23 protein-coding genes, 1 pseudogene and 1 riboswitch are annotated in these 24886 nt (G+C 73.5%); of the genes and pseudogenes, 10 read left to right on the top strand and 14 right to left on the bottom strand.

The features are described from left to right. Window positions 1–101: 101 nt before the first annotated feature. Together EDD32_RS18645 and EDD32_RS18640 are read left to right on the top strand one after the other, a co-directional pair. Window positions 102–551, top strand: a pseudogene (locus tag EDD32_RS18645) (peroxidase-related enzyme); the annotation flags it as partial. 81 nt (window positions 552–632) lie between these two features. Beyond that, a riboswitch (SAM riboswitch) is annotated at window positions 633–743 on the top strand. A 267-nt stretch (window positions 744–1010) separates the two neighbouring features. After that, window positions 1011–1988 (top strand): LLM class oxidoreductase, encoded by a 978-nt coding sequence (locus EDD32_RS18640; protein ID WP_123919968.1) that lies wholly within the window; start codon window positions 1011–1013, stop codon window positions 1986–1988. A 91-nt stretch (window positions 1989–2079) separates the two neighbouring features. Here EDD32_RS18640 and EDD32_RS18635 read toward each other — a convergent pair whose 3' ends face one another. The 4 genes from EDD32_RS18635 to EDD32_RS18620 all read right to left on the bottom strand — a co-directional run bounded on the left by EDD32_RS18635 (window position 2080) and on the right by EDD32_RS18620 (window position 6269). Continuing rightward, window positions 2080–4059 carry an ABC1 kinase family protein gene (locus EDD32_RS18635; protein WP_211338890.1) on the bottom strand — a complete coding sequence of 660 codons (1980 nt, stop codon included), beginning with the start codon at window positions 4057–4059 and terminating at the stop codon, window positions 2080–2082. Window positions 4060–4204: 145 nt separating this feature from the next. Continuing rightward, window positions 4205–4444 (bottom strand): hypothetical protein, encoded by a 240-nt coding sequence (locus EDD32_RS18630; protein WP_123919966.1) that lies wholly within the window; start codon window positions 4442–4444, stop codon window positions 4205–4207. 39 nt (window positions 4445–4483) lie between these two features. Continuing rightward, window positions 4484–5776, bottom strand: coding sequence for a non-homologous end joining protein Ku (gene ku, locus EDD32_RS18625; RefSeq protein WP_123919964.1), 1293 nt, complete (start codon window positions 5774–5776; stop codon window positions 4484–4486). Window positions 5777–5876: 100 nt separating this feature from the next. Further along, on the bottom strand, window positions 5877–6269 hold the full coding sequence (locus tag EDD32_RS18620) for a VOC family protein (RefSeq protein ID WP_123919962.1): 393 nt from the start codon (window positions 6267–6269) through the stop codon (window positions 5877–5879). A 105-nt stretch (window positions 6270–6374) separates the two neighbouring features. On the opposite strand from EDD32_RS18620, the gene EDD32_RS18615 reads away from it, so the two are divergent. Beyond that, window positions 6375–7220 carry an aldo/keto reductase gene (locus EDD32_RS18615; protein WP_123919960.1) on the top strand — a complete coding sequence of 282 codons (846 nt, stop codon included), beginning with the start codon at window positions 6375–6377 and terminating at the stop codon, window positions 7218–7220. A 387-nt stretch (window positions 7221–7607) separates the two neighbouring features. Here EDD32_RS18615 and EDD32_RS18610 read toward each other — a convergent pair whose 3' ends face one another. Continuing rightward, on the bottom strand, window positions 7608–8120 hold the full coding sequence (locus EDD32_RS18610) for a MarR family winged helix-turn-helix transcriptional regulator (RefSeq protein WP_123919958.1): 513 nt from the start codon (window positions 8118–8120) through the stop codon (window positions 7608–7610). Between the two features lie 351 nt (window positions 8121–8471). Between EDD32_RS18610 and EDD32_RS18605 the strand changes: the two genes are divergently transcribed. Both EDD32_RS18605 and EDD32_RS18600 read left to right on the top strand, forming a co-directional pair. After that, the gene (locus tag EDD32_RS18605; RefSeq protein WP_123919956.1) at window positions 8472–9236 is read left to right on the top strand and encodes an NADPH-dependent F420 reductase; all 765 of its coding nucleotides are present in this window, start codon (window positions 8472–8474) and stop codon (window positions 9234–9236) included. Window positions 9237–9381: 145 nt separating this feature from the next. Further along, entirely contained in the window at window positions 9382–10233 is an 852-nt protein-coding gene (locus tag EDD32_RS18600) for an NAD(P)H-binding protein (RefSeq protein ID WP_123919954.1), read from the top strand. A gap of 15 nt (window positions 10234–10248) precedes the next feature. On the opposite strand, the gene EDD32_RS18595 is transcribed toward EDD32_RS18600, so the two are convergent. The 4 genes from EDD32_RS18595 to EDD32_RS18580 all read right to left on the bottom strand — a co-directional run bounded on the left by EDD32_RS18595 (window position 10249) and on the right by EDD32_RS18580 (window position 15837). Next, window positions 10249–11979: a dipeptide ABC transporter ATP-binding protein gene (locus tag EDD32_RS18595; RefSeq protein WP_123919952.1), complete on the bottom strand. Its 1731-nt coding sequence runs from the start codon at window positions 11977–11979 to the stop codon at window positions 10249–10251. Then, window positions 11976–13040 (bottom strand): ABC transporter permease, encoded by a 1065-nt coding sequence (locus EDD32_RS18590; protein ID WP_123919950.1) that lies wholly within the window; start codon window positions 13038–13040, stop codon window positions 11976–11978. Before EDD32_RS18590 ends, EDD32_RS18595 begins: the two co-directional genes overlap by 4 nt. Continuing rightward, on the bottom strand, window positions 13040–14119 hold the full coding sequence (locus EDD32_RS18585) for an ABC transporter permease (protein ID WP_447925058.1): 1080 nt from the start codon (window positions 14117–14119) through the stop codon (window positions 13040–13042). Before EDD32_RS18585 ends, EDD32_RS18590 begins: the two co-directional genes overlap by 1 nt. A 62-nt stretch (window positions 14120–14181) precedes the next feature. Continuing rightward, window positions 14182–15837, bottom strand: coding sequence for an ABC transporter substrate-binding protein (locus tag EDD32_RS18580; protein ID WP_123919948.1), 1656 nt, complete (start codon window positions 15835–15837; stop codon window positions 14182–14184). A gap of 201 nt (window positions 15838–16038) precedes the next feature. On the opposite strand from EDD32_RS18580, the gene EDD32_RS18575 reads away from it, so the two are divergent. The 3 genes from EDD32_RS18575 (at window position 16039) to EDD32_RS18565 (ending at window position 19989) form a co-directional block, all read left to right on the top strand. After that, window positions 16039–18645, top strand: a complete 2607-nt coding sequence (locus EDD32_RS18575; protein ID WP_123919946.1) for an ATP-dependent DNA ligase — start codon at window positions 16039–16041, stop codon at window positions 18643–18645. An 85-nt stretch (window positions 18646–18730) separates the two neighbouring features. Then, entirely contained in the window at window positions 18731–19453 is a 723-nt protein-coding gene (locus EDD32_RS18570; RefSeq protein ID WP_123919944.1) for a VIT1/CCC1 transporter family protein, read from the top strand. After that, window positions 19450–19989 carry a GNAT family N-acetyltransferase gene (locus EDD32_RS18565; protein WP_123919942.1) on the top strand — a complete coding sequence of 180 codons (540 nt, stop codon included), beginning with the start codon at window positions 19450–19452 and terminating at the stop codon, window positions 19987–19989. The genes EDD32_RS18570 and EDD32_RS18565 overlap by 4 nt, the downstream gene beginning before the upstream one ends. 10 nt (window positions 19990–19999) lie before the next feature. Here the strand turns inward: EDD32_RS18565 and EDD32_RS18560 are convergent, their stop codons facing one another. Together EDD32_RS18560 and EDD32_RS18555 are read right to left on the bottom strand one after the other, a co-directional pair. Next, on the bottom strand, window positions 20000–20461 hold the full coding sequence (locus EDD32_RS18560) for an SRPBCC domain-containing protein (protein ID WP_123919940.1): 462 nt from the start codon (window positions 20459–20461) through the stop codon (window positions 20000–20002). Window positions 20462–20573: 112 nt separating this feature from the next. Next, on the bottom strand, window positions 20574–21290 hold the full coding sequence (locus tag EDD32_RS18555; RefSeq protein ID WP_170175362.1) for a head GIN domain-containing protein: 717 nt from the start codon (window positions 21288–21290) through the stop codon (window positions 20574–20576). 350 nt (window positions 21291–21640) lie between these two features. Here EDD32_RS18555 and EDD32_RS18550 point away from each other — a divergent pair, with 350 nt between their 5' ends. After that, window positions 21641–21919 (top strand): isoamylase early set domain-containing protein, encoded by a 279-nt coding sequence (locus EDD32_RS18550; RefSeq protein WP_123919936.1) that lies wholly within the window; start codon window positions 21641–21643, stop codon window positions 21917–21919. A 61-nt stretch (window positions 21920–21980) separates the two neighbouring features. Here the strand turns inward: EDD32_RS18550 and EDD32_RS19000 are convergent, their stop codons facing one another. Continuing rightward, entirely contained in the window at window positions 21981–22157 is a 177-nt protein-coding gene (locus tag EDD32_RS19000) for a hypothetical protein (protein WP_170175361.1), read from the bottom strand. A 282-nt stretch (window positions 22158–22439) separates the two neighbouring features. Here EDD32_RS19000 and EDD32_RS18545 point away from each other — a divergent pair, with 282 nt between their 5' ends. Beyond that, entirely contained in the window at window positions 22440–22970 is a 531-nt protein-coding gene (locus tag EDD32_RS18545) for a CGNR zinc finger domain-containing protein (RefSeq protein ID WP_170175360.1), read from the top strand. Between the two features lie 291 nt (window positions 22971–23261). Here EDD32_RS18545 and trxA read toward each other — a convergent pair whose 3' ends face one another. After that, window positions 23262–23636 carry a thioredoxin gene (gene trxA / locus EDD32_RS18540; protein WP_123919932.1) on the bottom strand — a complete coding sequence of 125 codons (375 nt, stop codon included), beginning with the start codon at window positions 23634–23636 and terminating at the stop codon, window positions 23262–23264. Window positions 23637–23701: 65 nt separating this feature from the next. Beyond that, the gene (locus tag EDD32_RS18535; RefSeq protein WP_123920664.1) at window positions 23702–24793 is read right to left on the bottom strand and encodes a calcium/sodium antiporter; all 1092 of its coding nucleotides are present in this window, start codon (window positions 24791–24793) and stop codon (window positions 23702–23704) included. Between the last annotated feature and the right edge of the window lie 93 nt (window positions 24794–24886).

The following is a 24886-nucleotide window of genomic DNA, read 5'->3' as shown; positions in this document are numbered from 1 at the left end:
TCCTGACGTCCCGCACGGGTCCCGGCCGCACGGTTCCCAGGCCGCGTCCCGCACGGTTGGGCCGCGTCCCGCACCGTCCCCAGGCCGTGACCCGCACGGTCCCCCGGGCCGCCCTGCTCGTGCGCGACCCCGAGGTCCTCGCGGCCCGCACCCGCACCGACAACGACATCTTCTACAACACCGACGGCGGTCTGCCCAGGGCCGAGCGTGAGCTCGCGGCCACCGCGACCAGCCGCCTCAACGGGTGCGTCTTCTGCGCCTCGGTCCACTCCCGCTTCGCCGCGCACCACTCGCGCCGTCCCGAGGACGTCCAGCGACTGCTCGACGAGGGCGTCTCCGCCGACCTCGGACCGCGGTGGGACGCGGTGGTCGCCGCTGCGGTCGCGCTGAGCAGCACCCCGCCCACGTTCGGCGCGCAGGAGGTCGGCGCGCTGCGCTCCGCCGGCCTCGGCGACCTCGAGATCGCCGACCTCGTCCATGGCGCGTCCTTCTTCAGCTGGGCCAACCGGCTCATGCTGTCCCTGGGCGAGCCGGCGGAGCCAGGCGTGTGAGGCAGTCCACATCCTGGTGCAGTCCACGCACCGGGACGGATGGTTGACACCTGAAGCGACGCCCACCTAGTGTCATATCGAGGTCAAGAGCGTCAGCGTCCAGCCCCGGCTCGCTGGCCGGCAACCCCCCACGTGCGGGGGGTGCCCCGGGTGATGACCTGGTCCCGCGAGTGCGCGGGACAACCGCCGAGCACGAAGGAAACTCAGGACGAATGAACACGCACCAGGGCCCCGGGCAGAACGTCTTCTCGCCGCGCCGCTCGATGTGCATGTGCATGTGTCGTCCCGGTATGTCCCTCTGACGACATACCCCGCGACGCCCCGGCACCTGCCGACGCGTCACCCCTGATCTCGAGCCCCCCGCCGCGGGCGATTGGCACGCCACGCGCGGGACCGGCCGGTCAGCCTTCCTTCCGCCGCGCCCATCGCCGGCGCGCCGACACCTGGATGTGTGCTCCCATGACCGCTCTGCTGCCCCCGCGTTCCGAGAACCGCCCCGCCCTGGTCGCCCTCGACCTCACCGCCCTCGGCGTCACCGCCGACGACGACCTCGGCGCGGACCTGCCCGTCGCCAAGGCCGACCTGGCCCGGCTCGCCTCCTACACCCGCGCCGCCCACGAGGCCGGCGCCGACTTCGTCGCCCTCGGCGAGGGCTTCCGTCTGCGCACGGACCGGGTCCTGCGTCCGGAGTCGTGGCTGGACCCCGTGGTCGCCGCCCGCCGCATCGGCCCGCACGCCGGACCGGGCGGGCTCGTCGCCGCCGTTCCGGCCGGCGCGGACCTGCGCCCCGTCGCCGCCGAGCTCGCCCAGGTGGGCCTGGTCGGCACGGCCTGGGCCGGCGTCCAGACCCGGGCCGGCGCCCCGGCGGCCCGCCTCGCCGGTGAGGAGCGGCCCGCCCGCGGCACCGGCACCCGCGTCGTCGTCGAGGTCCGCGACGAGGGCGACGTCGAGACCGCCGGCTCCTTCGCGGACGTCGTGCGCATCCGCGAGCAGGATCCCGCGTGGGCCCGTGAGCTCCGTTTCGCGGTGCGCGCCGCCGCCCGCTCCGCCGGGCGGGGGGACATCCCGGTCCTGGTCGACCTCCACGCCGTGGTCTCCACCCAGCGCAGCGCCGCTGTCGAGCGGGCCGCCCTGGTCGCCGACATCGCCGGCGGAGCCCCGTGGGCCGGGGCGCTGGCGGGCGTGGGCACGGTCGACGACGTCGCCGACACGATCGAGGCATGGGTGAGCGGCGGGTCCGCGGACGGGGTCGTCGTCGTCCCGGGCTCGGTCCCGGCCGACGTCGCCGCCCTCGTCCACGGGCTGCTGCCGGAGCTGCGGGGCCGCGGACTCCTGGCCACCCCGGCGGTGCGACCGGTCCGCCAGGCCCCCGCGCCGGCTGCCCGCGTCCCGGCAGCCAGGCGACCCGCCGCCGCCCGGGTGGCCGTCCCCTCCTGACAGGTCCGGTCCTGGACGGAGGCGCAGTCCTGGACGTGCGCCGTCACGGCGCTGCGGGCCGGTCCGCGGTGTCACGACACCGCGGACCGGCTCACGGCTCCTCGCGCCGGAAGATGATGATGAGGACCCGCAGGACGAGGATCACGGCGACGACGAACAGTGCGGTAGCCAGCACCGTGTAGAGGTTCACCGTGCCGGTGACCATCGGCCCGCCGGTGACGCTGAAGAGCACCACGGACATCATCCCGGCGGTCGCGCCGAGCACGGTGAGCAGGGTGCGGTGGACGAGGTGGGTGACGATCTGCCGGTCCCGCGGGTCGGCGAAGAGCCGGACGTTGGCCGTGAGGCGGCCGTGCTCGACGGCGTCGGCGATGCGGTCCACCCGCCGGGGGAAGCGGCGCAGGACCGGCAGCAGGCCGCTGACCTCCTGCTCCAAGGTCTCCTTCAGCCGCGCGGCGCCGGTGAGCCCCGCCATCCGCTCACGACCCATCCCCTTCGCCTCGGTGACCAGGTCGTAGGAGGGGTCGATCGCCCTCAGGGTGCCCTCGAGGGTGGCCATCGCGCGGAAGACGGCGGCGACCTCGGGCGGCACCCCCAGGTGGAAGGAGTTGATGAGCGCGAAGAGGGACGTGAACGCGGCGGCCCCCTCGGCGGAGCCGCCCGCCGCGTAGCGCAGGATGAGCACCCCGAGGGCCTGCTCGAGGTTGCGCTCGTCGATGTCCTCGGGCCGCTCCACGAGCTCGAGGAGCGCGTCGGTGGCCGCCATCGAGTCACCGGTCCCCACCGCGGCGAGGAAGTGGCCCATCGCCTGGCGGGTCTTGGCCCCCAGCCGGCCCACCGAGCCCAGGTCGAGCATGGACAGGGTGCCGTCGTCGGCCACCAGGACGTTGCCCGGGTGGAGGTCGACGTGGAAGATCCCGCTCTCGAGGAGCTGGTCCATGACCGTCTCGAGCAGGGTGCGGGCCAGCGCCGCCCGGCGCTGCGGGCCCAGCGCGGCGAGCACCTCCTGCGCAGAGCCGACGGGCAGGCCCGGGAGGCGGTCCATCACCAGGACCCGCGGTCCGCTCAGGCCCCGCACCGGGGTGGGGACGACGATCCCCTCCCTGCCGTCGAGCGCGGCGGCGACGCCCAGCATGTTGTCGCGCTCGATGGTGAAGTCCAGCTCCTCGCGCAGCGCGGCGGAGAACCCGTCCGCGAGGTCGACCAGCCCGACGTCGTGGCCCCAGTCGGTGCGGCCCTCCAGGGTGGTGGCGAGGCGGGCGACGATGTCGAGGTCCCGGTCCACGTCGTGCTCGATGCCGGGGCGCTGGACCTTGACGACCACCTTGCGCCCGTCGTGGAGGACGGCGGCGTGGACCTGGGCGACCGAGGCCGCGGCGAGAGGCGTGGGGTCGAGCTCTCGGAAGATCTCGCCCGGGTCGCGGCCGGTCTCCGTGGCGATCGTCCCGCGGACCACCTCCCAGTCGACCGGGGCGGCGTTGTCCTGGAGCTGGACGAGCTCGTCGATGAGCTCGCGGGGGAGCAGGTCGTTACGGGTGGAGAGCTGCTGGCCGAGCTTGACGAACGTCACGCCGCCGTCCTCGAGGGCCCGGCGGAGCGAGCGGGCCAGGTCCCGGCGCTCGGCGACGGTGCCCAGCGCGAGGTGCCGGCGCCCGCGCAGGAACCTGCCCAGGCCGTGCCGGGTCGCGATGCGCAGGATCTCGACGTACCGGCCCGAGCGGGTCATCCGGGCACGCCAGCTGCGCCAGGCGTCGAACGGCCCGGGCAGCGTCCCCTCGGGCACGAGGAGCTCCGCCAGCACGATGAGGACCATGGCGACGACGAACGTGAAGGCCCCGAGCAACGTCAGGTACAGACCGAGCTCCACCGACGGCACGGTGAGGACCGGCTCGCCCACGAGGGCGTCCAGGAGGGGGCGGGAGACCCAGATGGCGACGAGCGTGGCGACAGCCGTGCGCAGGAACGACACCCGCACCCCCAGGAGCCGTCGGACCACGCCCATGAAGAGCAGCGTGAAGACGACGTAGGACACGACCGCCAGGACACCGATGAGGCCACCTTGCTCGTTCACGCCCAGCAGTCTTCCAGCCCGCCGCGCTGTCGTCCGCCGAGTCGCGCGGGCCGGCCGGGCCCCCCGTCACGTCGAGCTGGGGGTTGTTGTCGCCCTGAGACCCTCGCGACCGCAAGAAGTCACAGGTCGACGACGACCGGCGAGATCACCTGCGACGCGCGGCCAGCAGGTAGCCGCCCGTGCCGGCGAGCAGCGCCAGACCTGCCGCGGCCGCGAGGAGGGCGAGGATCCCGGTGCCGTCGAGCACGAGCACGCCGGGCGAGAACGTGGCGTCACTGAGCGGCGTGTACGCCGTCCACCCGAACCGCCGCGGCCGCAGCGCGAACCAGGCTCCGGCCGCGAGCAGGACCACGCCGAGGAGTGCGAGGGCGAGGGGCTTGCGCATCTCGTCGACCCTATCGGGCGGCCGACGGCCGCGAGCCGGTCAGGCCGACTTCTTCTCCGTCTTCGCGCGGGTGGTCCGGGGCTTGCTCTCGGTCTCGGTGGACCGGCCGGTCCGGGACGACGAGGCCTTGGTCGTCCTGCCGCTGGAGCCGCCGGACTTCGCGCCGCTGGACTTCGCGCCGCTGGACCCCGCGCTGGTGGAGCCGCCGGACTTCGCGCTCGTGGAGCCGCCGGACTTCGCGCTGGTGGAGCCGCCGGACCTCGCGCCGCTGGACTTCGCGCCGCTGGACCGGGCGGTGCTGCCCGACCTCGCGTCCGACTTCGCCGCGGTCTTCGCGGCCCCACTCCGAGCAGTGGAGCTCTTGGCCGGAGCCTTCGCGGAGGAGCCCTTGGTCGTGGAGCCCTTGGCGGCCGATCCCTTGGCCGGGGTCCGCGCGGACGTGGACCGCCGACCCTCGGTGCCGGTCGCCCCTTCCTCCTCGTCCACCTCGGCTGCCGAGTCCTTCTCGTCGTCGGCCGCCTCCTCGGCGGCATCCTCGCCACCGGCCCGCTTGCCGCGGGACGCCGCGACGGAGCGACGCAGGGCCTCCATGAGGTCGAGCACCTCCCCGCCCTCCTCCTCGGCCGGGGCGCCAAAGGTCTCCTCGGTGTCCAGGGCCTCGCCCTGCTCGAGCTTGGCCTGGATGAGCTGCTGGAGCTGGACCTGGTACTCGTCGGTGAACGTGCCCGGGTCGAAGTCGGACTCGAAGCTCGACACGAGCGCCGCCGACATCTCCATCTCCTTGCTCGACAGCGTCACGGAGTCGTCGATGTCGAAGTCGGCCGCCCTGACCTCGTCCTCCCACAGCAGGCCCTGGAGCACGAGCACGCCGTCGCGCACGCGCAGCGCACCCAGCCGGGTCTTCTGCCGCAGCGTGAACGTGACGACGGCGGTCCGCTCGGTCTCCTCCAGCGTCCGGAGCAGCAGGACGTAGGACTTCGAGGACTTCGAGTCCGGCGCCAGGTAGTAGGCGCTCTGCATCATGATCGGGTCGATCTGCTCGCTCGGGACGAACTCGATGACGTCGATCTCCCGGGAGCGCTCCACCGGAAGGGACTCGAGGTCCTCGTCCGTGAGGACGACGGTGCGGTCGCCGTCGTCGTACGCCTTGTCGATGTCGGAGTAGGGCACCACCTCGCCGCACTTCTCGCAGCGGCGCTGGTACCGGATCCGGCCGCCGTCGGCGTCGTGGACCTGGTGGAGCGAGATGTCGTGGCTCTCGGTGGCGCTGAACAGCTTCACGGGCACGTTCACGAGACCGAAGGTGATCGCACCCTTCCAGATCGCGCGCATGGGTCAGCCTTCCGACGTCGGAGCGTTGCGCCCAGTCAACCGCCCGGCGTGTCGTGACGCCACCCCATCCGACCTGCGACCTTGCCGTCCGCCGCCGCCCTCAGTCGTCGCGCTCCTCCTCCAGGACCGCCAGCACGTTGCCCGCGGGGTCGGTGAACCACGCGATGAGCGGACCGCCCCCACGGAAGATGCCGTCGTCGTCGGTCTCCACGGCGGTTCCCCGGTAGTGCTCGAAGGCCACCCCGCGGGCGGTGAGGTCGGCGACCGTGGCCGGGAGGTCGGGCACGGGGAAGTGGATGACGGTGTAGGAGGCGGGGGTGTGGTCGGGCTTCTCGTACGCCATGACCTCCGCCCCGCCGGGGATCCGGAGGGAGAGGATGCCCGGCATGGCGCCCTCGGAGACCGAGAGCCCGAGCACCCCCTCGTAGAAGTCCTTCGCCGCGGCGGCGTCGTCCACGGAGAAGCTGCTGAAGGCCTTGGTGTCCTCGAACATCTCGTGCTCCCTTGCACTCGGTGCCCTCACGATCCCACCGCGGGGCGGGTCGTGTCGACGGCGTCACGCCGGGCCGGACGGCGCCGTTCGGTATAGAACTGACCCATGACCTCCTTGCACACCGTTCCCGACATCACCCTCAACAACGACGTCCTCATCCCGCAGGTCGGGCTCGGCGTCTTCCAGGTCCCCGACGGCAGTACGCAGGAGGTGGTCGAGCACGCCCTCGAGCTGGGCTACCGCCACGTCGACACCGCGGCCGCGTACCGCAACGAGGAGGGTGTGGGCGCTGCCGTGCGGGCGTCGGCGCTGCCGCGCGAGGAGCTGTTCATCACCACCAAGCTCCGCAACGGCGACCAGGGCCACGACTCGACGCTCAAGGCCTTCGACGCCTCACGCCGGGCGCTGGGCCTCGACGTCGTCGACCTCTACCTCATCCACTGGCCGCGGCCGGACCTGGACCTGTACGTCGAGACCTGGCGCGCGCTGGAGAAGCTCTACGCCGAGGGTGCGGTCCGCGCGATCGGGGTGTCGAACTTCCTGCCCGAGCACCTCGAGCGGCTCGTGGCCGAGAGCGACGTCGTCCCGGCGGTCAACCAGGTCGAGCTCCACCCGACGTTCCAGCAGCCCGCCACGCTCGAGGCCACCCGCCGGGCCGGCGTCGCCGTCGAGGCATACTCCCCGCTGGGCCAGGGCCGGGACCTCGAGTCGCCCGCGGTGACCGAGGTCGCGGCCGCGCACGGGGTGACGCCCGCCCAGGTGGTCCTGCGCTGGCACGTCCAGCAGGGCACGATCGTCATCCCCAAGTCGGTCAACCCGCGCCGGATGGTGGAGAACATCGACCTCTTCGGCTTCGAGCTGAGCGACGAGGAGATGGCGGCCGTCGTGGGACTCGACTCCGACGAGCGCATCGGAGCGGACCCGGCGACGTTCAGCTACTCGCAGTACTGACTCGAGGGCCGGGCGTCGTCCCGGTCGGGCTGCGGCCGAGGCGCCCCTGCCGGTGGGCCCGGCGCGTCGCTTTGGTACGGCCCGGCATGTGCGGCCCGGTGGCCGGCGGCTCTCCGGTCACCCTGTTCACGCGGGTGGTGTCACGCGGTCACACTTCACGCGGGTGATGTCGCGTTGTTGCGACGGTTCGGCCACCGCGAACAACCGCACCGTGACATCCCGTGCTGGCCGACCGGTGCCTCGTCGAGTTGGACGTTGTGGTCGTCGGGATGACCTCCTGGACGACCACAACCCCCAACTCGACGACTGCACACCAGGCCGACACGTCCGAGACGGCGCACCCCCTGGCTGCGGCTACGGTGCGCACCCCCTTGCCTGCGCCTGCGCCTAGGGCTGCCCGGCGCCCCGCCGGGTCGCACCGCACGCGGACAGGCGGTTCTCGGGGTCGATCTTCGGCACGATCGTGTCGAAGATCGACTTCAGCTGGCGGGTCTGCTCCGGGCTCAGCCCCTCGAAGACGAGGCTCCGCACGGCGTCGACGTGCCCGGGCGCGGTCTCGACGACTTTCTCCCAGCCCGCGTCGGTGAGCCCGGCCATCGTGCTGCGCCCGTCGCCCGGGACCGGCCGGCGCTCCACCCACCCGCGCGCCTCGAGGCGGTCGACGAGGTGGGACAGGCGCGACATCGACATGCTCGCCATCTCCGCGAGCCGCCGCATCCGGATCTGCCGCTCGGGCGCCTCGGAGAGCGCCGACAGGACCACGTAGCCGCCGTGCGTGAGGCCGGCGTCGCGCTGGAGCTGGGCGTCCAGGGCCCCGGGCAGCAAGAGGATCGCGGCCATGAGGGACCGCCACGCCTGCTCCTGCTCGGCCGTGAGCCACACCGCGGAGTCGTCGTCCATACCCACCAGGGTACCCGTGGGTCTTGACCGTTCAACGGTGTGCGGCGGCCGAGCGGGGGTGTGTGGCGGGCCGAGCGGGGGCGCGTGGCGGGCCGAGCGGTGTGCGGCGGGCCGGGCGGTGTGTGCCGGGCCGAGCGGTGTGTGGCGGGCCGAGCGGTGTGCGGCGGACGAGCGGGGGCGCGTGGCGGGCCGAGCGGGGGTGTGTCGCGGGGTGCAGCGGCCGAGGCGCGAGCAGGGCAGTCACCCAAGATGGTTGACAGGTCAACTAGTGCCAGTTAGAGTCTCAGTTGTACCTTCAAGTAATCAGGCCCCGCCGCCCCACGGTGAGGCACGTCAGCCCGAGAGGACCCCATGGGCCTGTTCGATCTGTTCCGCCGCACGCGTAGCGCGGACCCCGCGCCGCGCAGCGCGGCGACCACCGCCTCTGAGACCACGCAGGACACCACCCCCGAGACCACCCAGACCACGACCCCGAGGAGCACCATGAGCACCCTGACGATCATCGGCGCCGGCAACATGACCCGCGGCATCGCCACCCGCGCCCTCGCCGCCGGCCACACCGTGCAGATCCTCGCCCGGGACGCCGAGGCCGCCGCCGCGCTGGCCGCGGAGCTCTCCGGCGACGTCACCACCGGTCCGGTGGACGCCCCGATCGCCGGCGACGTCGTCGTCCTCGCGCTGCCCTACGGCGCCGCGCTGGAGGTGGCGGGCCAGCTGGGCCAGGCGCTGGCCGGCAAGGTCGTCGTCGACATCACCAACCCGGTCGACTTCGCCACCTTCGACACCCTCGTCGTGCCCGCCGGCACGTCGGCCGCGGAGGAGATCGCCAAGGCCGCCCCCGAGGCGAAGGTCGTCAAGGGCTTCAACACCACCTTCGCCGGGACGCTCGTGTCCGGTGAGGTCGCGGGGCAGCCGCTCGACGTGCTCGTCGCCGGTGACGACGACGCCGCCAAGGCCGAGGTCATCGCGCTCGCCGACTCGGCCGGCATGCGCGGCGTCGACGCCGGCCCGCTGCGCCGCGCGCAGCAGCTCGAGGCGGTCGGCTTCCTGCACATGACCCTCCAGGGCACCCTCGGCAACACCTGGAGCACCGGTGTGAAGGTGCTCGGCGCCTGACCGACGCCTCAGCCAGGTCACCGGCCCGGGCCGGCGCACGACTCGCGCCCGCCCGGGCCGGTCTGACCCTGGACGGCACGGACGCCGTGCCTCCTTGCTCGACAGCACACCGGTCCGAGCGGCCGGCCGACCCACCAGGAGCATCATGACCGTGTTCGCCGTCACCGGAGCCACCGGCCCCTTCGGACGCACCGCGATCGACCAGCTCATCAGCAGGGGGGTGGAGCCGTCCGACGTGGTGGCGGTCGTGCGCACGCCCGAGCGTGCCACCGACCTGGCTGCCCGGGGTGTCCAGGTGCGCCGGGGCGACTACGACGCGGCCCTGGACGACGCGCTCGCCGGGGTCGACCGGCTGCTCCTCGTCTCGGGCTCGGAGGTCGGACGGCGGGTGCCGCAGCACCGCAACGTCGTCGAGACCGCGGGGCGGGCGGGCGTCTCGCGCATCGCCTACACCTCGGTGCTCCGCGCCGCCGAGACGCCACTGGTCATCGCCCCCGACCACCGGGCGACCGAGGAGATCCTGGCCCGCTCCGGGATCGCTCACTCGGTGCTGCGCAACACCTGGTACACGGAGAACTTCACCGGGGCGCTCGCGGCGTACACCGCCTCCGGTGCGGTGACGCACGCCGCGGGCGCGGGCCGGGTCGCCGCGGCGACCAGGGCCGACCTGGCCGAGGCGGCCGCCGTCGCCCTCATGGAGGACGACGGCGGTGACATCGTCCGCGAGCTCGCCGGCCCGGCGTTCACCTACGCCGAGCTGGCCGCGGCGGTCAGCGAGGGCACCGGGACGAGTGTGGTCGAGCGGTCGGTGTCGGCGGAGGAGCTGTCGGCCGCGCTCACCGCGGCGGGCCTCGACGCGCCGACGGCGAGCTTCCTCGTCGCGGTGGACGCCAACATCGCCGAGGGTGCGCTGGACGGCGACGCCGCGGAGCTGGAGTCGCTGCTCGGCCGCCCGGCCACCACGTTGGCCGACGCGGTGCGTGCGGCGCAGGGGTGAGAGCCGACCGCCGGCTCAGCCCGTGAACCGCGCGAGCAGGCCGCGCCGCCGCTCCTGCTCCACCGGGTCCGGGACGGGCACCGAGGCGAGCAGGCGCTGGGTGTAGGGGTCCTCGGGGGAGCCGAGAACCTGCTCGCCGGTGCCCTCCTCGACCAGACGCCCGCGGTAGAGCACCGCGATGCGGTCGGCGAGCATGCCCACGACGGCGAGGTCGTGGCTGATGAACAGGGTCGCGAAGCCCAGCCGCTCCTGGAGCTCGGTGAAGACCTCGAGCACCCGCGCCTGGACCGAGACGTCCAGGGCCGAGGTGGGCTCGTCGGCCACGAGCAGCTCGGGGTCCAGCGCGAGCGCCCGGGCGAGGGACGCGCGCTGGCGCTGCCCGCCGGAGAGCTCGTGCGGGTACCGGGCGCCGTAGGACGTGGGCAGGTGGACGGCGTCGAGCAGCTCGCGCACCCGCGGCCGGGCGGCGGCGAGGTCGCGCGCGCGGCCGTGGACGACCAGCGGCTCGGCGATGCACTCGTCGATCGTCAGCAGCGGGTTGAAGCTCGTGGCCGGGTCCTGGAAGACGAACCCGATCCGCGCCCGCAGGGGCCGGAACCCCCGCTCGCGGAACCCGACCATCTCGTGGCCCAGCACCGACAGCGACCCGCCGGTGGCGCGGGTCAGCCCCGCGATGGCCCGGCCGATCGTCGTCTTCCCGGACCCGGACTCGCCCACCAGCCCCAGGACCTCGCCCGGCGCGATCTGGAAGGACACCTCGTCCACGGCGCGGAAGCCGCCCTGCCCGAGCCGGCCCGGGTAGTCGATGGTGAGCCCCCTGGCGCTGACGACGGCGTCGACCCCGCCGGCGGCGGTGGCGGCGGCACTGTCGGCGGCCGCCGCGGCGACGGCGTCGGCGCCCGAGACGTGCGCCCCGCCGCGCGCCGCGGGGGAGGGCCCGGGTGCCCAGGCCTTGGTGTGCTCCCCGAGCTTGGGCACCGCGGCGAGGAGGGCCCGGGTGTACTCGTGCCGCGGGTCGGCGAAGAGCTCACGGGCGTCCGCCTCCTCGACGACCTCGCCCTTGTACATCACCGCGACCCGGTCGGCGAGGTCGGCCACGACGCCCATGTTGTGGGTGATGAGGACGATCGCCGAGCCGAACTCGTCGCGGACACGGCGCAGCAGGTCGAGGATCTCGGCCTGCACCGTGACGTCCAGGGCCGTGGTGGGCTCGTCCGCGACGATCACCTTCGGCCCCAGCACGAGCGCCATGGCGATGACGATGCGCTGCTTCTGCCCGCCGGAGAACTGGTGGGGGTAGTGGTCCACCCGCTTCTCCGGCTCGGGGATGCCGACCCGGCCGAGGATCTCCACCGCGCGGGCGCGGGCCTCCTTGCGTGAGACGTTGCCGTGGGCGCGCAGGCCCTCCACGATCTGCCAGCCCACGGTGAAGACCGGGTTCAGCGCGGTGGAGGGCTCCTGGAAGATCATGGCGACGTCGCGTCCGCGCACGGCGCGGAGCTGCTGGGCGTCGAGCTGGACGACGTCGTTGCCGGCCAGGACGACGGCGCCCTCCACGTGCGCGGTCTCGGGCAGCAGGCCGAGGATCGAGCGCGCGGTGACGGTCTTGCCCGAGCCGGACTCGCCGACGATCGCCAGGACCTTGCCCGGCTCGACCGTCAGGCTGACCCCGTCGACGGCGACGACGGGGGCGGCGTCGGTGGCGAAGGTGACGTGCAGGTCGCGGATGTCGACGACGGAGCTCATGCGGTCGCTGCCTTCGGGGTCGGCGTCGTGGCCCGGCGCCGGATGCGCAGACGCGGGTCGGACAGGTCGTTGAGGGACTCCCCGACGAGGGTGATCCCCAGGTTGAGCAGCACGATGGCGGCGCCGGGGAACACGCCGGTCCACCAGATGCCCGAGGCGACGTCGGACAGTGCCCGGTTGAGGTCGTAGCCCCACTCGGCGGCGGCGGTGGGGTTGATGCCGAAGCCGAGGAAGCCCAGGCCCGCGAGGGTGAGGATCGCCTCGGAGGAGTTGAGCGTGACGATCAGGGGCAGCGAGCGGGTGGCGTTGCGCAGCACGTGCCGGGTGAGGATACGGGTGGTGGGGGTGCCCACCACCCGGGCGGACTCGACGAACGGCTCGGACTTCAGCCGCACCGTCTCGGCGCGCACCACCCGGAAGTACTGCGGGACGAACACCACGGTGATCGACAGCGCCGCGGCCATGATGCCGCCGAGGAAGCTCGACTGCCCGCCGGAGATGATGATGGAGACGACGATCGCCAGCAGCAGGGTGGGCATGGCGTAGATCGCGTCGGCGATCGTCACGAGCACCCGGTCCAGCCAGCCACCGAGGTAGCCCGAGACCAGCCCGAGGGCCACGCCGAGGAAGATCGAGGCGACGACGGCGATCACGACGGTGAGGATCGCCGTCTGCGAGCCCCAGATCACCCGGGAGAGGACGTCGTAGCCGCCGACCGTGGTGCCCCACAGGTGCTCCGGGGACGGCGGCGCCTGCCGGGGGAAGCTTCCGTCGGGGCCGCTGAGCTGGTTGTAGCCGTACGGGGCGAGCACGGGGGCGAGGACGGCCAGGAGGACGAACCCGGCCACGAGGACCAGGCCCGCCACGAGCATCCCGCGCTGCAGGCCCACGCTGCGGCGCAGCTGCCACACCACGGGCAGCTTCTTCCACCGCGGCTCGGCGGCGGTGCCGTGCGGGACGGCCGTGGCGGGCGCCTCCTGGACGAGCTCGTCGGCGTCGGGGGCGGCGCTGCCGGGCACCGCGGTCCCCAGGTCGGTGCCGGTGTGGTCGTCGGCGCGCATCAGTACCTCACCCTCGGGTCGACGAGCGCCGCGACGACGTCGACGACGAAGTTGGTCACGGCCACGATGACCGCGAGCAGCGCCACGATGCCCTGCACGGCGACGAAGTCGCGCGAGGCAAGGTACTGGGCGAGCTGGAAGCCCAGCCCGCGCCACCCGAACGTCGTCTCGGTCAGGACGGCGCCGGCGAGCATGAGCGCGATCTGCAGGCCCATGACCGTGATGATCGGGATGAGGGCGGGCTTGTACGCGTGGCGGCGTACCAGGCGCGACTCGGCCACGCCGCGGGAGCGGGCGGCGTCGACGTAGTCCATCTGCAGCGTGCCGATGAGGTTGGTGCGCACCAGCCGCAGGAACACCCCGGCGGTGAGCAGGCCCAGCGCCGTGGCGGGCAGGACGGCGTGGGCGAGGACGTCGGAGATGAGGTCCCAGCGCCCGGTGCGCAGGGCATCGATGATGTTGATGCCGGTGGACCCGGAGATGCGCCCGAGGACGAGCTGGACGTCGGTGCTCGCCCGCCCGCCCAGGGGGAACCAGCCCAGCCAGACGGAGAAGACGAGCTTGAGGATGAGACCCAGGAAGAACACGGGGGTGGCGTAGGCGAGGATCGCCGCGACCCGCAGCACCGCGTCGGGCCACCGGTCGCGCACGTAAGCGGCGACCATGCCCAGCGGCACGCCGAGGACGAACGCCACGACGAGGGAGAACAGGACGAGCTCGAGCGTGGCCGCGCCGTAGGTCAGCAGGATGTCGCTGATCTCGCGGTTGTCCGTGATCGTGCGGCCGAAGTCCCCGGTGAAGACCTGCCCGAGGTACTCCACGTACTGCACGAGGATCGGCCGGTCGTACCCGGCCGCCGCGAGCCGTTCGGCGAGCTGGTCCGCACTCAGCCGGCCGCCGACCGAGGCGGTGATGGGGTCGCCGGCGACCCGCATGAGCCCGAACACGAGCGTCACCAGGATGAAGATGGTGGGGATGATGAGCAGGAACCGCACGAGGATGTAGCGGCCCAGGCCCGACCCCCCGCCGGTCTTCGCGGCAGCGGTGCTGCCGACGGCGCGGTCGTCGACGATCGTCACGGACGTCTCCTCTCACGCGCGAACGGGATGCCGCCGGTGGGCGGCATCCCGTTCGCGGGTCGTCAGCCTCGGGTCAGCGGGGCGTAGCGGAACTTGAACGACGCGTCGAGCGTGACGCCGTCGATGTCCGTGCCGGACACCGCGACCTGGGCGCCCTGGAGGTAGGGCAGGGTCGAGAGCTGCTCGGCCACCGTGGTCTGGATCTCCTCGATGAGGGCGGTGCGCTCGGCCTCGTCCTCGGTCGTGGCCTGCTCGAGGATGAGCTCGTCCACGGCCGGGTCGGAGAAGTGGTTGCCGAGGAAGTTCTCCGTGAGGAAGAACGGGGTGAGGTAGTTGTCGGCGTCGGAGTAGTCCGGGAACCAGCCGAGCTGGTAGGCCGGGTAGAGGTCCTCGCGGCGCTCGGTGGAGTAGGTGTCCCACAGGGTCGACTGGAGGGTGACGTCGAAGATGCCGTCGGCCTCGAGCTGGGACTCGATGAGGGCGTACTCCTCGTCGGAGGAGGCGCCGTAGTGGTCGGGGCTGTACTGCAGGCTCAGCGCGACCGGGGTCTCCACGCCGGCGTCGGCGAGGACCTGGGCGGCCTGCTCGGCGTCGGGTCCGCCGTCGCCGTCGCCGTAGAGGTCCTTGAGGGGCTCGACCGCACCGGTGAGGCCCTCCGGGACGTAGGAGTACAGCGGGGTGAAGGTGCCCGCGTAGATCTCCTCGGACAGGGCGTCGCGGTCGAGCAGGTGCGCGGCGGCCTGGCGCACGGCCAGCGCCTTGTCCTCGTCGGCCTCCTCGGTGGTGGCACCGAAGGGCTGGGTGTTGAAGTTGAAGACGATGTAGCGGATCTCCCCGCCGGGGCCGTCGTGGACGACGACGTTGTCGTCGCCGCGCAGGTCCTCCAGGTCGGTCGGGCTCAGGGAGCGGAACGCGACGTCGACGTCGCCCTCCTGGACGGCGAGCTTGAGCGAGGTCTCGTCGGCGAAGTACTGGGCGGTGACGTTGGCCGTCTCGGCCGGGCCCAGGACGCCCTGGTAGTCCTCGAACGCCTCGTAGGCGATGAGCTCGTTCTCGGTGTAGTCGGTGATGGTGTACTGCCCCGCGAAGGCGTTGCCCTCGACGATCTCGTCGGCCGGGGTGAGCGCGTCGGCGGCGAAGACGTCCTCGTCGACGATCGGGCCGGCGGGGGAGGAGAGGATCTGGGGGAAGATCTGGTCGTTCTCGCTCTTGAGGTGGAAGACGACCGTGAGGTCGTCGACGGCCTCGGTGCTGTCGAGGTTGTACAGCAGCGACGACGGCCCGTTGCCGTCGGCGATGGCGAGCTGGCGGTCGAAGCTGAACTTCACGTCCGAGGCGGTCAGCTCGTTGCCGTTGGCGAAGGTCAGGCCCTCCTTGAGGGTGACCGTGTACTCCGTGGGGGAGGTGAACTCGGCGCTCTCGGCGATGTCGGGCTCGACGTCGGGGCTGCCGTAGGGAGTGTTCATGATGAACGGGAAGACCTGGTTCTGCACCGCGAAGGAGCCGTTGTCGTAGCTGCCCGCGGGGTCCAGGGAGGTGATGACGTCGGTCGTGCCGACGGCGATCGCCTCGGAGCTGCCGCCGCCGTCGGTCCCGGCGTCGCCGCCCGCGGCGTCGTCGGGGCTCTCGGTCTCGGCGCAGGCGGCGAGGACGAGCGCGAGGGCTGCGGAGACGCCCAGGGCCGTCAGGCCTCGGCGCCGGTGTCCAGCTGATGCCATGGTCCACTTCCTTGGTTCGATGATCGGCCCGGGCCGACGTCGGTCCGGCCCTGGGCGGGTCCGACCCGCTCAGGTGTGGAGGACTGTCTAGCACAGGTGTGTTTCGGGGAAGGGGCCCCCTGACGATCGTCGCGGAATCGCAACCAACGAGAGATGCGGCCGGAAGGATGCGCAGGTCAGCGGCGCGCGCCACGATGAGGCATGCCCGCGACCACCCAGACGGTGAGCATCGACGGCCGCCGCCTGCGGCTGAGCAACCTCGAGAAGGTCCTCTACCCGGCGACCGGCACCACGAAGGCCGACGTGCTCGCCTACTACGCCGAGATCGCGCCGTACATGCTGCCGCACTGCGCCGGCCGGCCGGCCACCCGCAAGCGCTGGCCGGACGGGGTGGGCACGGACGACGAGCCCGGGGCGGTGTTCTTCATCAAGAACCTCGAGGCCGGGGCGCCCGAGTGGGTGGTGCGGGCGGACATCGAGCACTCCTCCGGCCCCAAGACCTACCCGCTCGTGGACAACCCGGCCACGCTCGCCTGGCTCGCGCAGGTGGCCGCCCTGGAGATCCACGTCCCGCAGTGGCGCTTCGCCCACGACGGCACGCGCCACAACCCCGACCGGATGGTGCTCGACCTCGACCCCGGCGAGGGCGCCGGGCTCGCGGAGTGCGCCGAGGTGGCCCGGTGGGCGCGGGATCTCCTGCGGGGGATGGGCCTGGAGCCGGTGCCGGTGACCTCGGGCTCCAAGGGCATCCACCTCTACGCGGCCCTGGACGGCACACACACCTCGGACGAGATCAGCGCCATCGCGCACGAGCTCGCGCGGGCGCTCGAGGCCGACCACGGCGACCTCGTCGTCTCGGACATGAGGAAGACCCTGCGGGCCGGCAAGGTGCTCGTCGACTGGTCGCAGAACAACGGCAGCAAGACCACCGTGGCGCCGTACTCGCTGCGCGGCCGGACCCGACCGACCGTGGCGGCCCCCCGGACCTGGCGCGAGCTGGCCTCGCCCACGCTGCGCCACCTCGAGCTCGCGGAGGTCCTCGACCGGGCCCGGCGGCGCGGGGACCCCATGGCGGCGATGTTCCCCGCCCGGGACGGCGAGTTCGGCCAGGGGGTGCCCGGTCACGACTTCCTCGGCACCTACCGCTCCATGCGCAACCCCGGACGCACCCCCGAGCCGGTGCCCGACGCCGTCGCCCCCACCACCGGCGCGACCCAGACGTTCGTCATCCAGGAGCACCACGCCCGCCGGTGGCACCTGGATTTCCGCCTCGCCCACGACGGTGTGCTGGTCAGCTGGGCGCTGCCCAGGGGAGTGCCCACCGACCCGGCCCAGAACCACCTCGCGGTCCAGACCGAGGACCACCCGATGGAGTACGGCTCCTTCGCCGGGACGATCCCCGAGGGGGAGTACGGCGCCGGGGAGGTGCGGATCTTCGACTCCGGCACGTACGAGTACGACAAGTGGCACGAGGGCAAGGAGGTCATCGTCAGCCTCACCGGGCAGGAAGGTGGCGGCCTCGAGACCGACGGTCCCGGGCGGACCGCGCGGCTCGCGCTCATCCACACCGGCGGGCGCGGTGGGCAGGAGCCGCGCAGCTGGCTCATCCACCTCATGGCCGACGGCCGGCGTGCTGCGCCGTCGACGGAGGCGCCGTCGACGGCCACCGCGGCTCAAGGCACCGCGGCTCAAGGCACCGCGCCGAGAGGCACCGCGCCGAGAGGCATTGCGTCGAAGGGCACCGCGCCGCGGAGCCCGGTGTCGAGGAGCCCCAGGGCTGCGCCGGGGCCCGCCGGGTCGACGTCGCCCCGGGCCGCGAGCCGCGCCGCCCGCCGTGACGTGCCCTCGCCGATGCTCGCCACCGCCGGCGACGTCGGCGACCTCTCCGCCGGGCACGACTGGGCGCTGGAGATGAAGTGGGACGGCGCCCGGGCGGTCGTCGTCGTCGAGGGCGACGACGTGCGCCTCCTCAGCCGCAACGGCAACGACGTCACCAAGCTCTACCCCGAGCTCGCCGACGTCGCCGGCTGCCTCACCGGCGCCGGCGAGGCGGTCCTCGACGGCGAGATCGTCGCGCTCGACCGGCGCGGCCGCCCGAGCTTCTCCCTGCTCCAGCAGCGGTTCAACCTGGTCCGGCCCCGCGACATCGAGCGGGCCCGCGCCTCCGCGCCGGTCCACCTCATGCTCTTCGACCTCCTCGAGGCCGACGGCGAGTCGTACCTGCGGCGCACCTACGACGAGCGGCGAGCGCTCCTGCGCGAGCTCGTGGACGCCTCCGCCGACTCCCGGGTGGAGGTCCCCGAGGCCTTCGACGGCGACGTCGACGCCGCCATGGCGGCGAGCCGGGCCTGGGGCCTGGAGGGGGTCGTCGCCAAGCGGCGGGACTCCGCCTACACCCCCGGGCGGCGCTCGGGCGCCTGGGTGAAGATCAAGCACACCCTCTCCCAGGAGGTGGTCGTGGTGGGGTGGCGACCCGGGCAGGGCAACCGCTCCGGGGCGGTCGGCTCCCTCCTGGTCGCGGTGCCGGGGGACGACGGCGAGCTGCGCTACGCCGGGCGCGTGGGCACCGGCTTCACCCAGCGGGAGGCCCGCACCTGGGCCGAGGAGCTCTCGCGCCAGGAACGGCGGACCCCGCCCGTGGCGGACGTGCCCCGCCCGGACGCGAAGGACGCCCGCTGGGTCACCGCGAACCGGGTCGCGGAGGTCGAGCTCTCGGAGTGGACCGGCGAGGGCCGGCTGCGTCACCCGCGCTGGCGCGGGTGGCGACCCGACAAGGAGCCCGCGGACGTCGTCGTCGAGTCGCGATGACCACCGCCCCGGGAGGGCGTGGGGGCGGGAGAGCGAAGCCTTGCCTGCGTTGCCGCGGGGCCGGGGCCGGTGGTGTGCTGGGCCCATGACGCAGACCCCGCAGGCCCCGGTCGAGCCGCACACCCGGACCAACCTCGCCCAGCGTCTGAACTGGCTGCGCGCCGGCGTCCTGGGCGCCAACGACGGCATCGTCTCCACGGCCGCCGTCGTCGTCGGCGTCGCCGGTGCGACGTCCGCGACCGGACCCATCGCGACGGCCGGTGCGGCGGCACTCGTCGGCGGGGCGATCTCGATGGCGCTGGGCGAGTACGTCTCGGTGAGCAGCCAGCGCGACAGCGAGAAGGCGCTCATCGCCCGGGAGACCCGTGAGCTGGCGGAGGACCCCGAGGGTGAGCTCGACGAGCTCGCGTCGATGTACGAGGCCAGGGGCCTCACCCCGCGCACGGCCCGTCAGGTGGCGACCGAGCTCACGGAGGTCGACGCCCTCGCCGCCCACCTGTCCATGGAGCTCAACATCGACCAGGATGACGTCGTCAGCCCGTGGCACGCGGCGTTCGCCTCGGCGATCGCCTTCACGCTCGGTGCGGTGCTGCCCCTCCTGGCGATCCTCCTGCCCGGGCCCGGCGTGCGGGTGCCGGTCACGTTCGTCGCCACCCTGGTCGCGCTCGCGGCCACCGGGACGGTGGCCGCGTGGATCGGCGGCGGGTCGAGGGCCCGGGCGGCGGCCCGGGTGGTCGTCGGCGGAGCGCTGGCGCTCGCGGTGACCTTCGCGGTGGGCACGGCGCTCGGTACCGCGGGGGTCGTGTGAGCCCGGGACCCGCCACGTCGGGCACGACGCATGGGGCGGGTGCGGCCGTCGTCCGGGAGGTGGCGTGGGACCACCCGGCGGCCGTGGCGCTGCGCGCCGGCATGGGCGCCGAGATCGACCCGCGGTACGCCGACCAGGCGCACCGGCTGGGTCCCGCGCTCAGTCCCGACCCGGCGGAGATGGTCCTGACGCTCGTCGCGTTCGACGGCGAGGTGCCCGTCGCGTGCGGGTCGCTGCGGCACCTGCCCGAGCCGGTGGACGTCGCCGGCGTGGCCGCGCCGCTGGAGGTCAAGAAGCTCTTCGTCGCCACCACGCACCGCCGGCTCGGCCTCGCCTCGCGCATGCTCACCGAGGTGACCGCCGCGGCGACCCGCCGGGGAGCCGGGGCGCTCGTCCTGCACACCGGGACCCGTCAGCCCGAGGCGGTCGCCCTGTACGAGGCGGCCGGCTGGGCGGTGATCCCCGTCTACGGCGAGTACGCCGTCATCGCCGACGTCAGCCTCTGCTTCGGGCGGGTGCTCGGCCCGGGCGGGTAGCCGCCGGCGCTCAGGGGGCGGCGGCGCGGCCGGCGTACCGCCCCAGGACGTAGTCCCAGCCGGGGTCGTACTCCGTCCGGGCGAGCTCGCCGTCGGGCCGGGCGGACCACCGGGAGTGGGTGAGCTCGACCCGGGTGCCGCCGTCGGCGGGCACGAAGGTCACCTCGAGGTGCGTGGCCTCCTTCTCGGGGTGCCCGGGGAACCAGTCGAGCGCGACGCGCCCCGGGGGTTCCCAGGCGGTCACGCGGCCCCACACCTCCGACCGGCCGTCGTCGACCCACTCGGTGACGGCGCCGCCGACGGTGCCGTCGACGAGGACGGCGTGGGCGTGGTCCTCACCGACGGAGTGGGAGTCCAGCGGCCACCACCGGCTCATGCCGGCCGTGAAGAGCTCGAACGCCTGCTCGGGCCGGAGCGGGACGACGAGGGACTTGACCAGGGGGGCGTCGGCGTCCGCGGGCTCGTTGCTCATGGCGGCCTCCTTGCTCGGTCCCACGGTAGTCCGCCCCGGGCGCGGGGCCCAGGGCGGCCGCCGGCGGGGCCGGGCCGCAGGCCGGTGACCAGCCGCGCTCGAGGTGCCGGGCTCAGCGGGCGTGCACGGACCCGGCGCCGTCGACCTGCTCGGTGACGTCCGCGCCGCCGGCGTAGGAGATCGAGCCCACGCCGTCGACCCGGGCGTCGAGCGAGCCGGTGACCAGGACGTCGGCGCTGCCGGCGCCGCCGACGACGACCTCGGCGTCGACGGAGTCGAGGTTCTCACCGGAGTAGGTGCCGACCCCGCCCAGGGTCACGGACTGGCGCTGCGCGCTGCCGACGAGCTCGACCTCCCCGGCCCCGTCGATCGCGACGCGCAGGACCTCGACGTCGACGCCGTCGGCGACGATGCGGCCGGCTCCGTCGAGCGAGACGGCGAGGGCGTCGCCCGGCTCGAGGAGGGCCTCGACGTCGCCCGCGCCCCCGACCGTGATGCCCTGGACCTCCGGCAGGACGACGTCGTAGGTGATGTCCTGGTTGGCCATGCGCAGGCCGCCGCCGCGCACGTCGAGGTGGAGGACGCCGTCGCGGACCTCGGTGACGACGTCGTCGAGGACGTTGCGGCCGGCGGTGACGCGCAGGGACGGCTCTGCGCCGACGGTGAGCCGGACCCGGCCGAAGCCGTCGAGCTCGACGGCGGTGACGGCGCCGTCGATGTCGCGGTCCTCGCCGGTCCGCGGGCCGGAGGTCAGCGGCGTGGAGCAGCCGACGAGGAAGACCGAGCTGACGAGGGCGGCGATGAAGAGGGGGAGACGGGGGAGCAGCATGAGAGTTCCTCGGTTCGTGTTCGGGGTCGTCTCGAGCCTGGCACCGGCGAGGTGGGCGGTCATCGGGGATCGGCCCTGAACGGTCCCTGAGATGCCCCCTGACCCGTGCCCCGCGGCCGGCCCGTCCCGCTCGGGGTCCCCACCGCCGCGCGCGTCGGCTCTCGGCCGCGATCGGGGCGGCGGCGGCGCGCCCGACGCGCCCGGACACGCCGGGGGGAAGCCGCGGCGCGATCGTGACCTGCGCCGACATCGCCTGTGTCGCACCTCACCCGTCGGTTGCCCCGGTCCCGGCTCGCGGCCCAGCAGAATCCGTGCCGGCGCTCGAAGAGGCCACCGTCGAGAGGAACACCGTGATCAAGCAGTCCACCGCCCCGGCCGCCGGCCGCCGGCTCACCTTCGCCCTCCCGGCCGACCACCCGGCCGGCGTCGTGAGCGTCGTCGGGACGTTCAACGACTGGACCCCGGGCGCGCACGTGCTCAGGCGCCGCAGCAACGGCACCATGTCCGTCGCCGTGACCGTGCCCGCCGGCACGGACGTCCACTTCCGGTACCTGGGCGAGAACGGCACCTGGTTCGACGACCCGGACGCCGACCGCATCGCCGCCGACGGCGGGTACGTCACCCTGTAGCCGGGTGACGGGCCGCGCCGGACGTGCTCCCGCACGTCCGGCGCGACCCGTCCCGGGCGGCTCAGTGCGCCAGCGTCCAGCGCTCCTCGACGCGTACCGGGTGGCGCAGCCACGTCCCGAGCTCGCGCAGCGCGCGGCCGGTGGGGCCGGTGGGGCGGGGCGCACGGGGCCGTGCCTGCAGCCGCCGGTAGCTCTCGGCCTCGGCGATGAGCTCGGCGTGGCGGACGGAGCTCAACATCACGGTCGCGTATCCCCAGCTGTGGTCCACGGTCCATCTCCTGGTGCTCGTGTCTGGCGTCGTCGCCTCGGCACTGTGGTGCCGGGTGGGTGGTCGGAGCGGGTGACCCGACCCGGGAGTAACCTGTTAGCAATGTGATACAGGTTACCCGAGATGTAACCCTATGACAAGGTGTTGCGGGTTACAACCATGGGGTGCGCCCTTCTGTTCCCGTCCCGGTGGCGGATGGGGGTCCGATCTCATGTAACCCCAAGAGCGGGTGCGGGGGGTTACCATGGCGGTATGGCCACCGTCCCGCGGCTCGACATCACCGCCGTCGTCGACTTCGTCAACCACTACTCGGTCCGTGCCCGCCGGGCGGCGCACGACGAGGACAAGGGCTACCGCGCCCTCGACGAGGTGCTCGGGCCGGTCGCACAGGACCTGCCGCCGCTCGCCGTCGGGAAGCTCCACGCCTTGGCAGACGACGCGTACGAGGTGTTCGTGAGGTCCGAGCACGGCGAGGACGTCACGGCGGCGGTCAACGACCTGCTCGCTCCGGCCGGACCGACGCCGCGCCTGGGCACGGACGGCCAGATCGCCTGGGAGGTCACCGACGGCCGCGCCGCCCTGCGCGCCGCCCTCGGGGTGGGCCTGCTCGACTGGGTGCACGTGCGCGGCGAGGACCGGCTGGGCCTGTGCCAAGGGGTGCGGTGCGCGGACGCCTTCGCCGACTCCTCGCCGGCCGGCCGGAAGAAGTTCTGCTCGGCCGGGTGCCTCAACCGCCACAAGGTGGCCGAGCACCGTCGGCGCGCGGCGGCCCGGCCCGCGTAGCGCTCAGGGCCGGGCGCGCCGAGCGGTCGGCGTTGCCGGGGATCATGCCGGGGAGCATTCGGCGGCGGTGCGCCGTCGAATGTCACCCGATCCGCTGCCTCTTCCCCACTGAGCCGGTGAGGGCCTGGGACCGACCGGACCGAGCCGGTGAGGACCCTGTGGGACCGACCGGGCGACAGGGCCCGCCCAGCGACGGCGACAGGGCCCGACCCCGTGCGGGGTGGGCCCTGTCGGTCGTGCGATCGCGGGGGGCGCCGCGCCAGGAGGCGGGTCAGCGGCCGCCGCAGCGCGTCAGTGGTGGTGGCTCTCCTCGTGCTCGGCGATCTGCTTGCGCACGTCGTCCATGTCCAGCTCGCGCACGCCGTCGACCAGCTGCTCGAGGGACTTGGCCGGCAGCGCCCCGGCCTGGGAGAAGACGAGGATGCCGTCGCGGAACGCCATGAGCGTGGGGATCGCGGTGATCTGGAGCTGCTGGGCGAGCTCCTGCTCGGCCTCGGTGTCGACCTTGGCGAAGGTGATGTCCGGGTGGGTCTCCGACGCCTCCTCGAACACGGGGGCGAACCGCTTGCAGGGCTGGCACCAGTCGGCCCAGAAGTCGACGAGGGTGATGCCCTCGGCGCTGACGGTCTGCTCGAACTGCTCCAGCGTGATGTTCTTGGTAGCCATGCTTCCTCTTCCGGGTCGGCGGACGGCGGGTCGGTCTCAGTGGTGTCAACACTGCCGCGCCGAGATCATTCCGGCACGCCGGTGCGAGGTGGGCCACCCCCGCGGGACCGCCCGAGCTCGTACCCCACGAGGAGAGCGAGGGTCAGTGCGGTGATCGGCAGGGCGAAGACGAGCATGACCGTGCTGAACGGCGCGAGCGCGTCGTGCCCCGCGGAGTCCAGGAGGAGGTAGGCGGCGTAGGCGGCGTAGTAGGCCACGAACAGCGCCGCCTCCCAGCGGGCGACCGTGAAGCCGGTGAACGCCACCGGCAGCAGCGCCACCGCGACGGCCACCATGACCGGCAGGTCGAACCGGACCGCGCCGGGGTCGACCGGGACACCGCCGGGGGCGAGCACGGCTGCGCCGCCCATGACGGCCCCGATGTTGAAGATGTTCGACCCGACGACGTTGCCCACCGCCATCTCCACCGAGCCGCGCACCGCCGCGATCACCGACGTCGCCAGCTCCGGCAGCGAGGTCCCCACCGCCACCACCGTCAGACCGATGACGAGGTCGCTCATGCCCAGCGCGGTGGCGACGTCGGTCGCGCCGCTGACCATCCACCGCGCCCCGAGGACGAGGAGGGCCACCCCGGCGGCGACGCTCAGCAGGTCCAGGACCAGGCGCCGGGGTGTCCGCGGAGCCTGGTCGGCCGGGACGACGTCGGACCGGCGGCTCCCCAGGACCGTCCACACGACGTAGCCGAGGAGGACCGCCATGAGGACGACGCCGTCGACGGGTGTGACCGCACCGTCGAGCGCGAGGAGCAGCAGGAGCACGGACGTCCCGATCATCACGGGCACGTCGCGGCGCACGAGCGCGCTGCGCACGGCGAGGGGCAGGATCAGCCCGGACACCCCCAGCACGAGCAGGACGTTGACGACGTTGGACCCCACGACGTTGCCGACCGCCAGTCCGGGGCTGCCGGAGAGGGCGGCGTCGACGGTGACGGCGAGCTCGGGCGCCGAGGTGGCGAAGGAGACGACGGTGAGCCCGACGACCAGGGGGGACATCCCCGCCGCACGGGCGAGGCCACCGGCGCCGCGGACGAGCACCTCCCCGCCGAGGACGAGCAGGACGAGGCCGGCGAGGAGGAGCAGGACGGTCACGAGCACCAGGGTGCTGGGCCGCCGCCCCGCGCGCACCTGGGACGGGTCCGTTCGTGAGACGGGGCCTGCCACCGCGGGGTCGGCGCGTCTAGCCTGGGTCCA

Origin of the sequence: Georgenia muralis, from assembly GCF_003814705.1 — a bacterium.
GTDB classification, from domain to species: Bacteria; Actinomycetota; Actinomycetes; order Actinomycetales; family Actinomycetaceae; genus Georgenia; species Georgenia muralis.
Note: the sequence above shows the minus strand (reverse complement) of the source record. Positions and strands in the feature narration are given on the sequence as shown.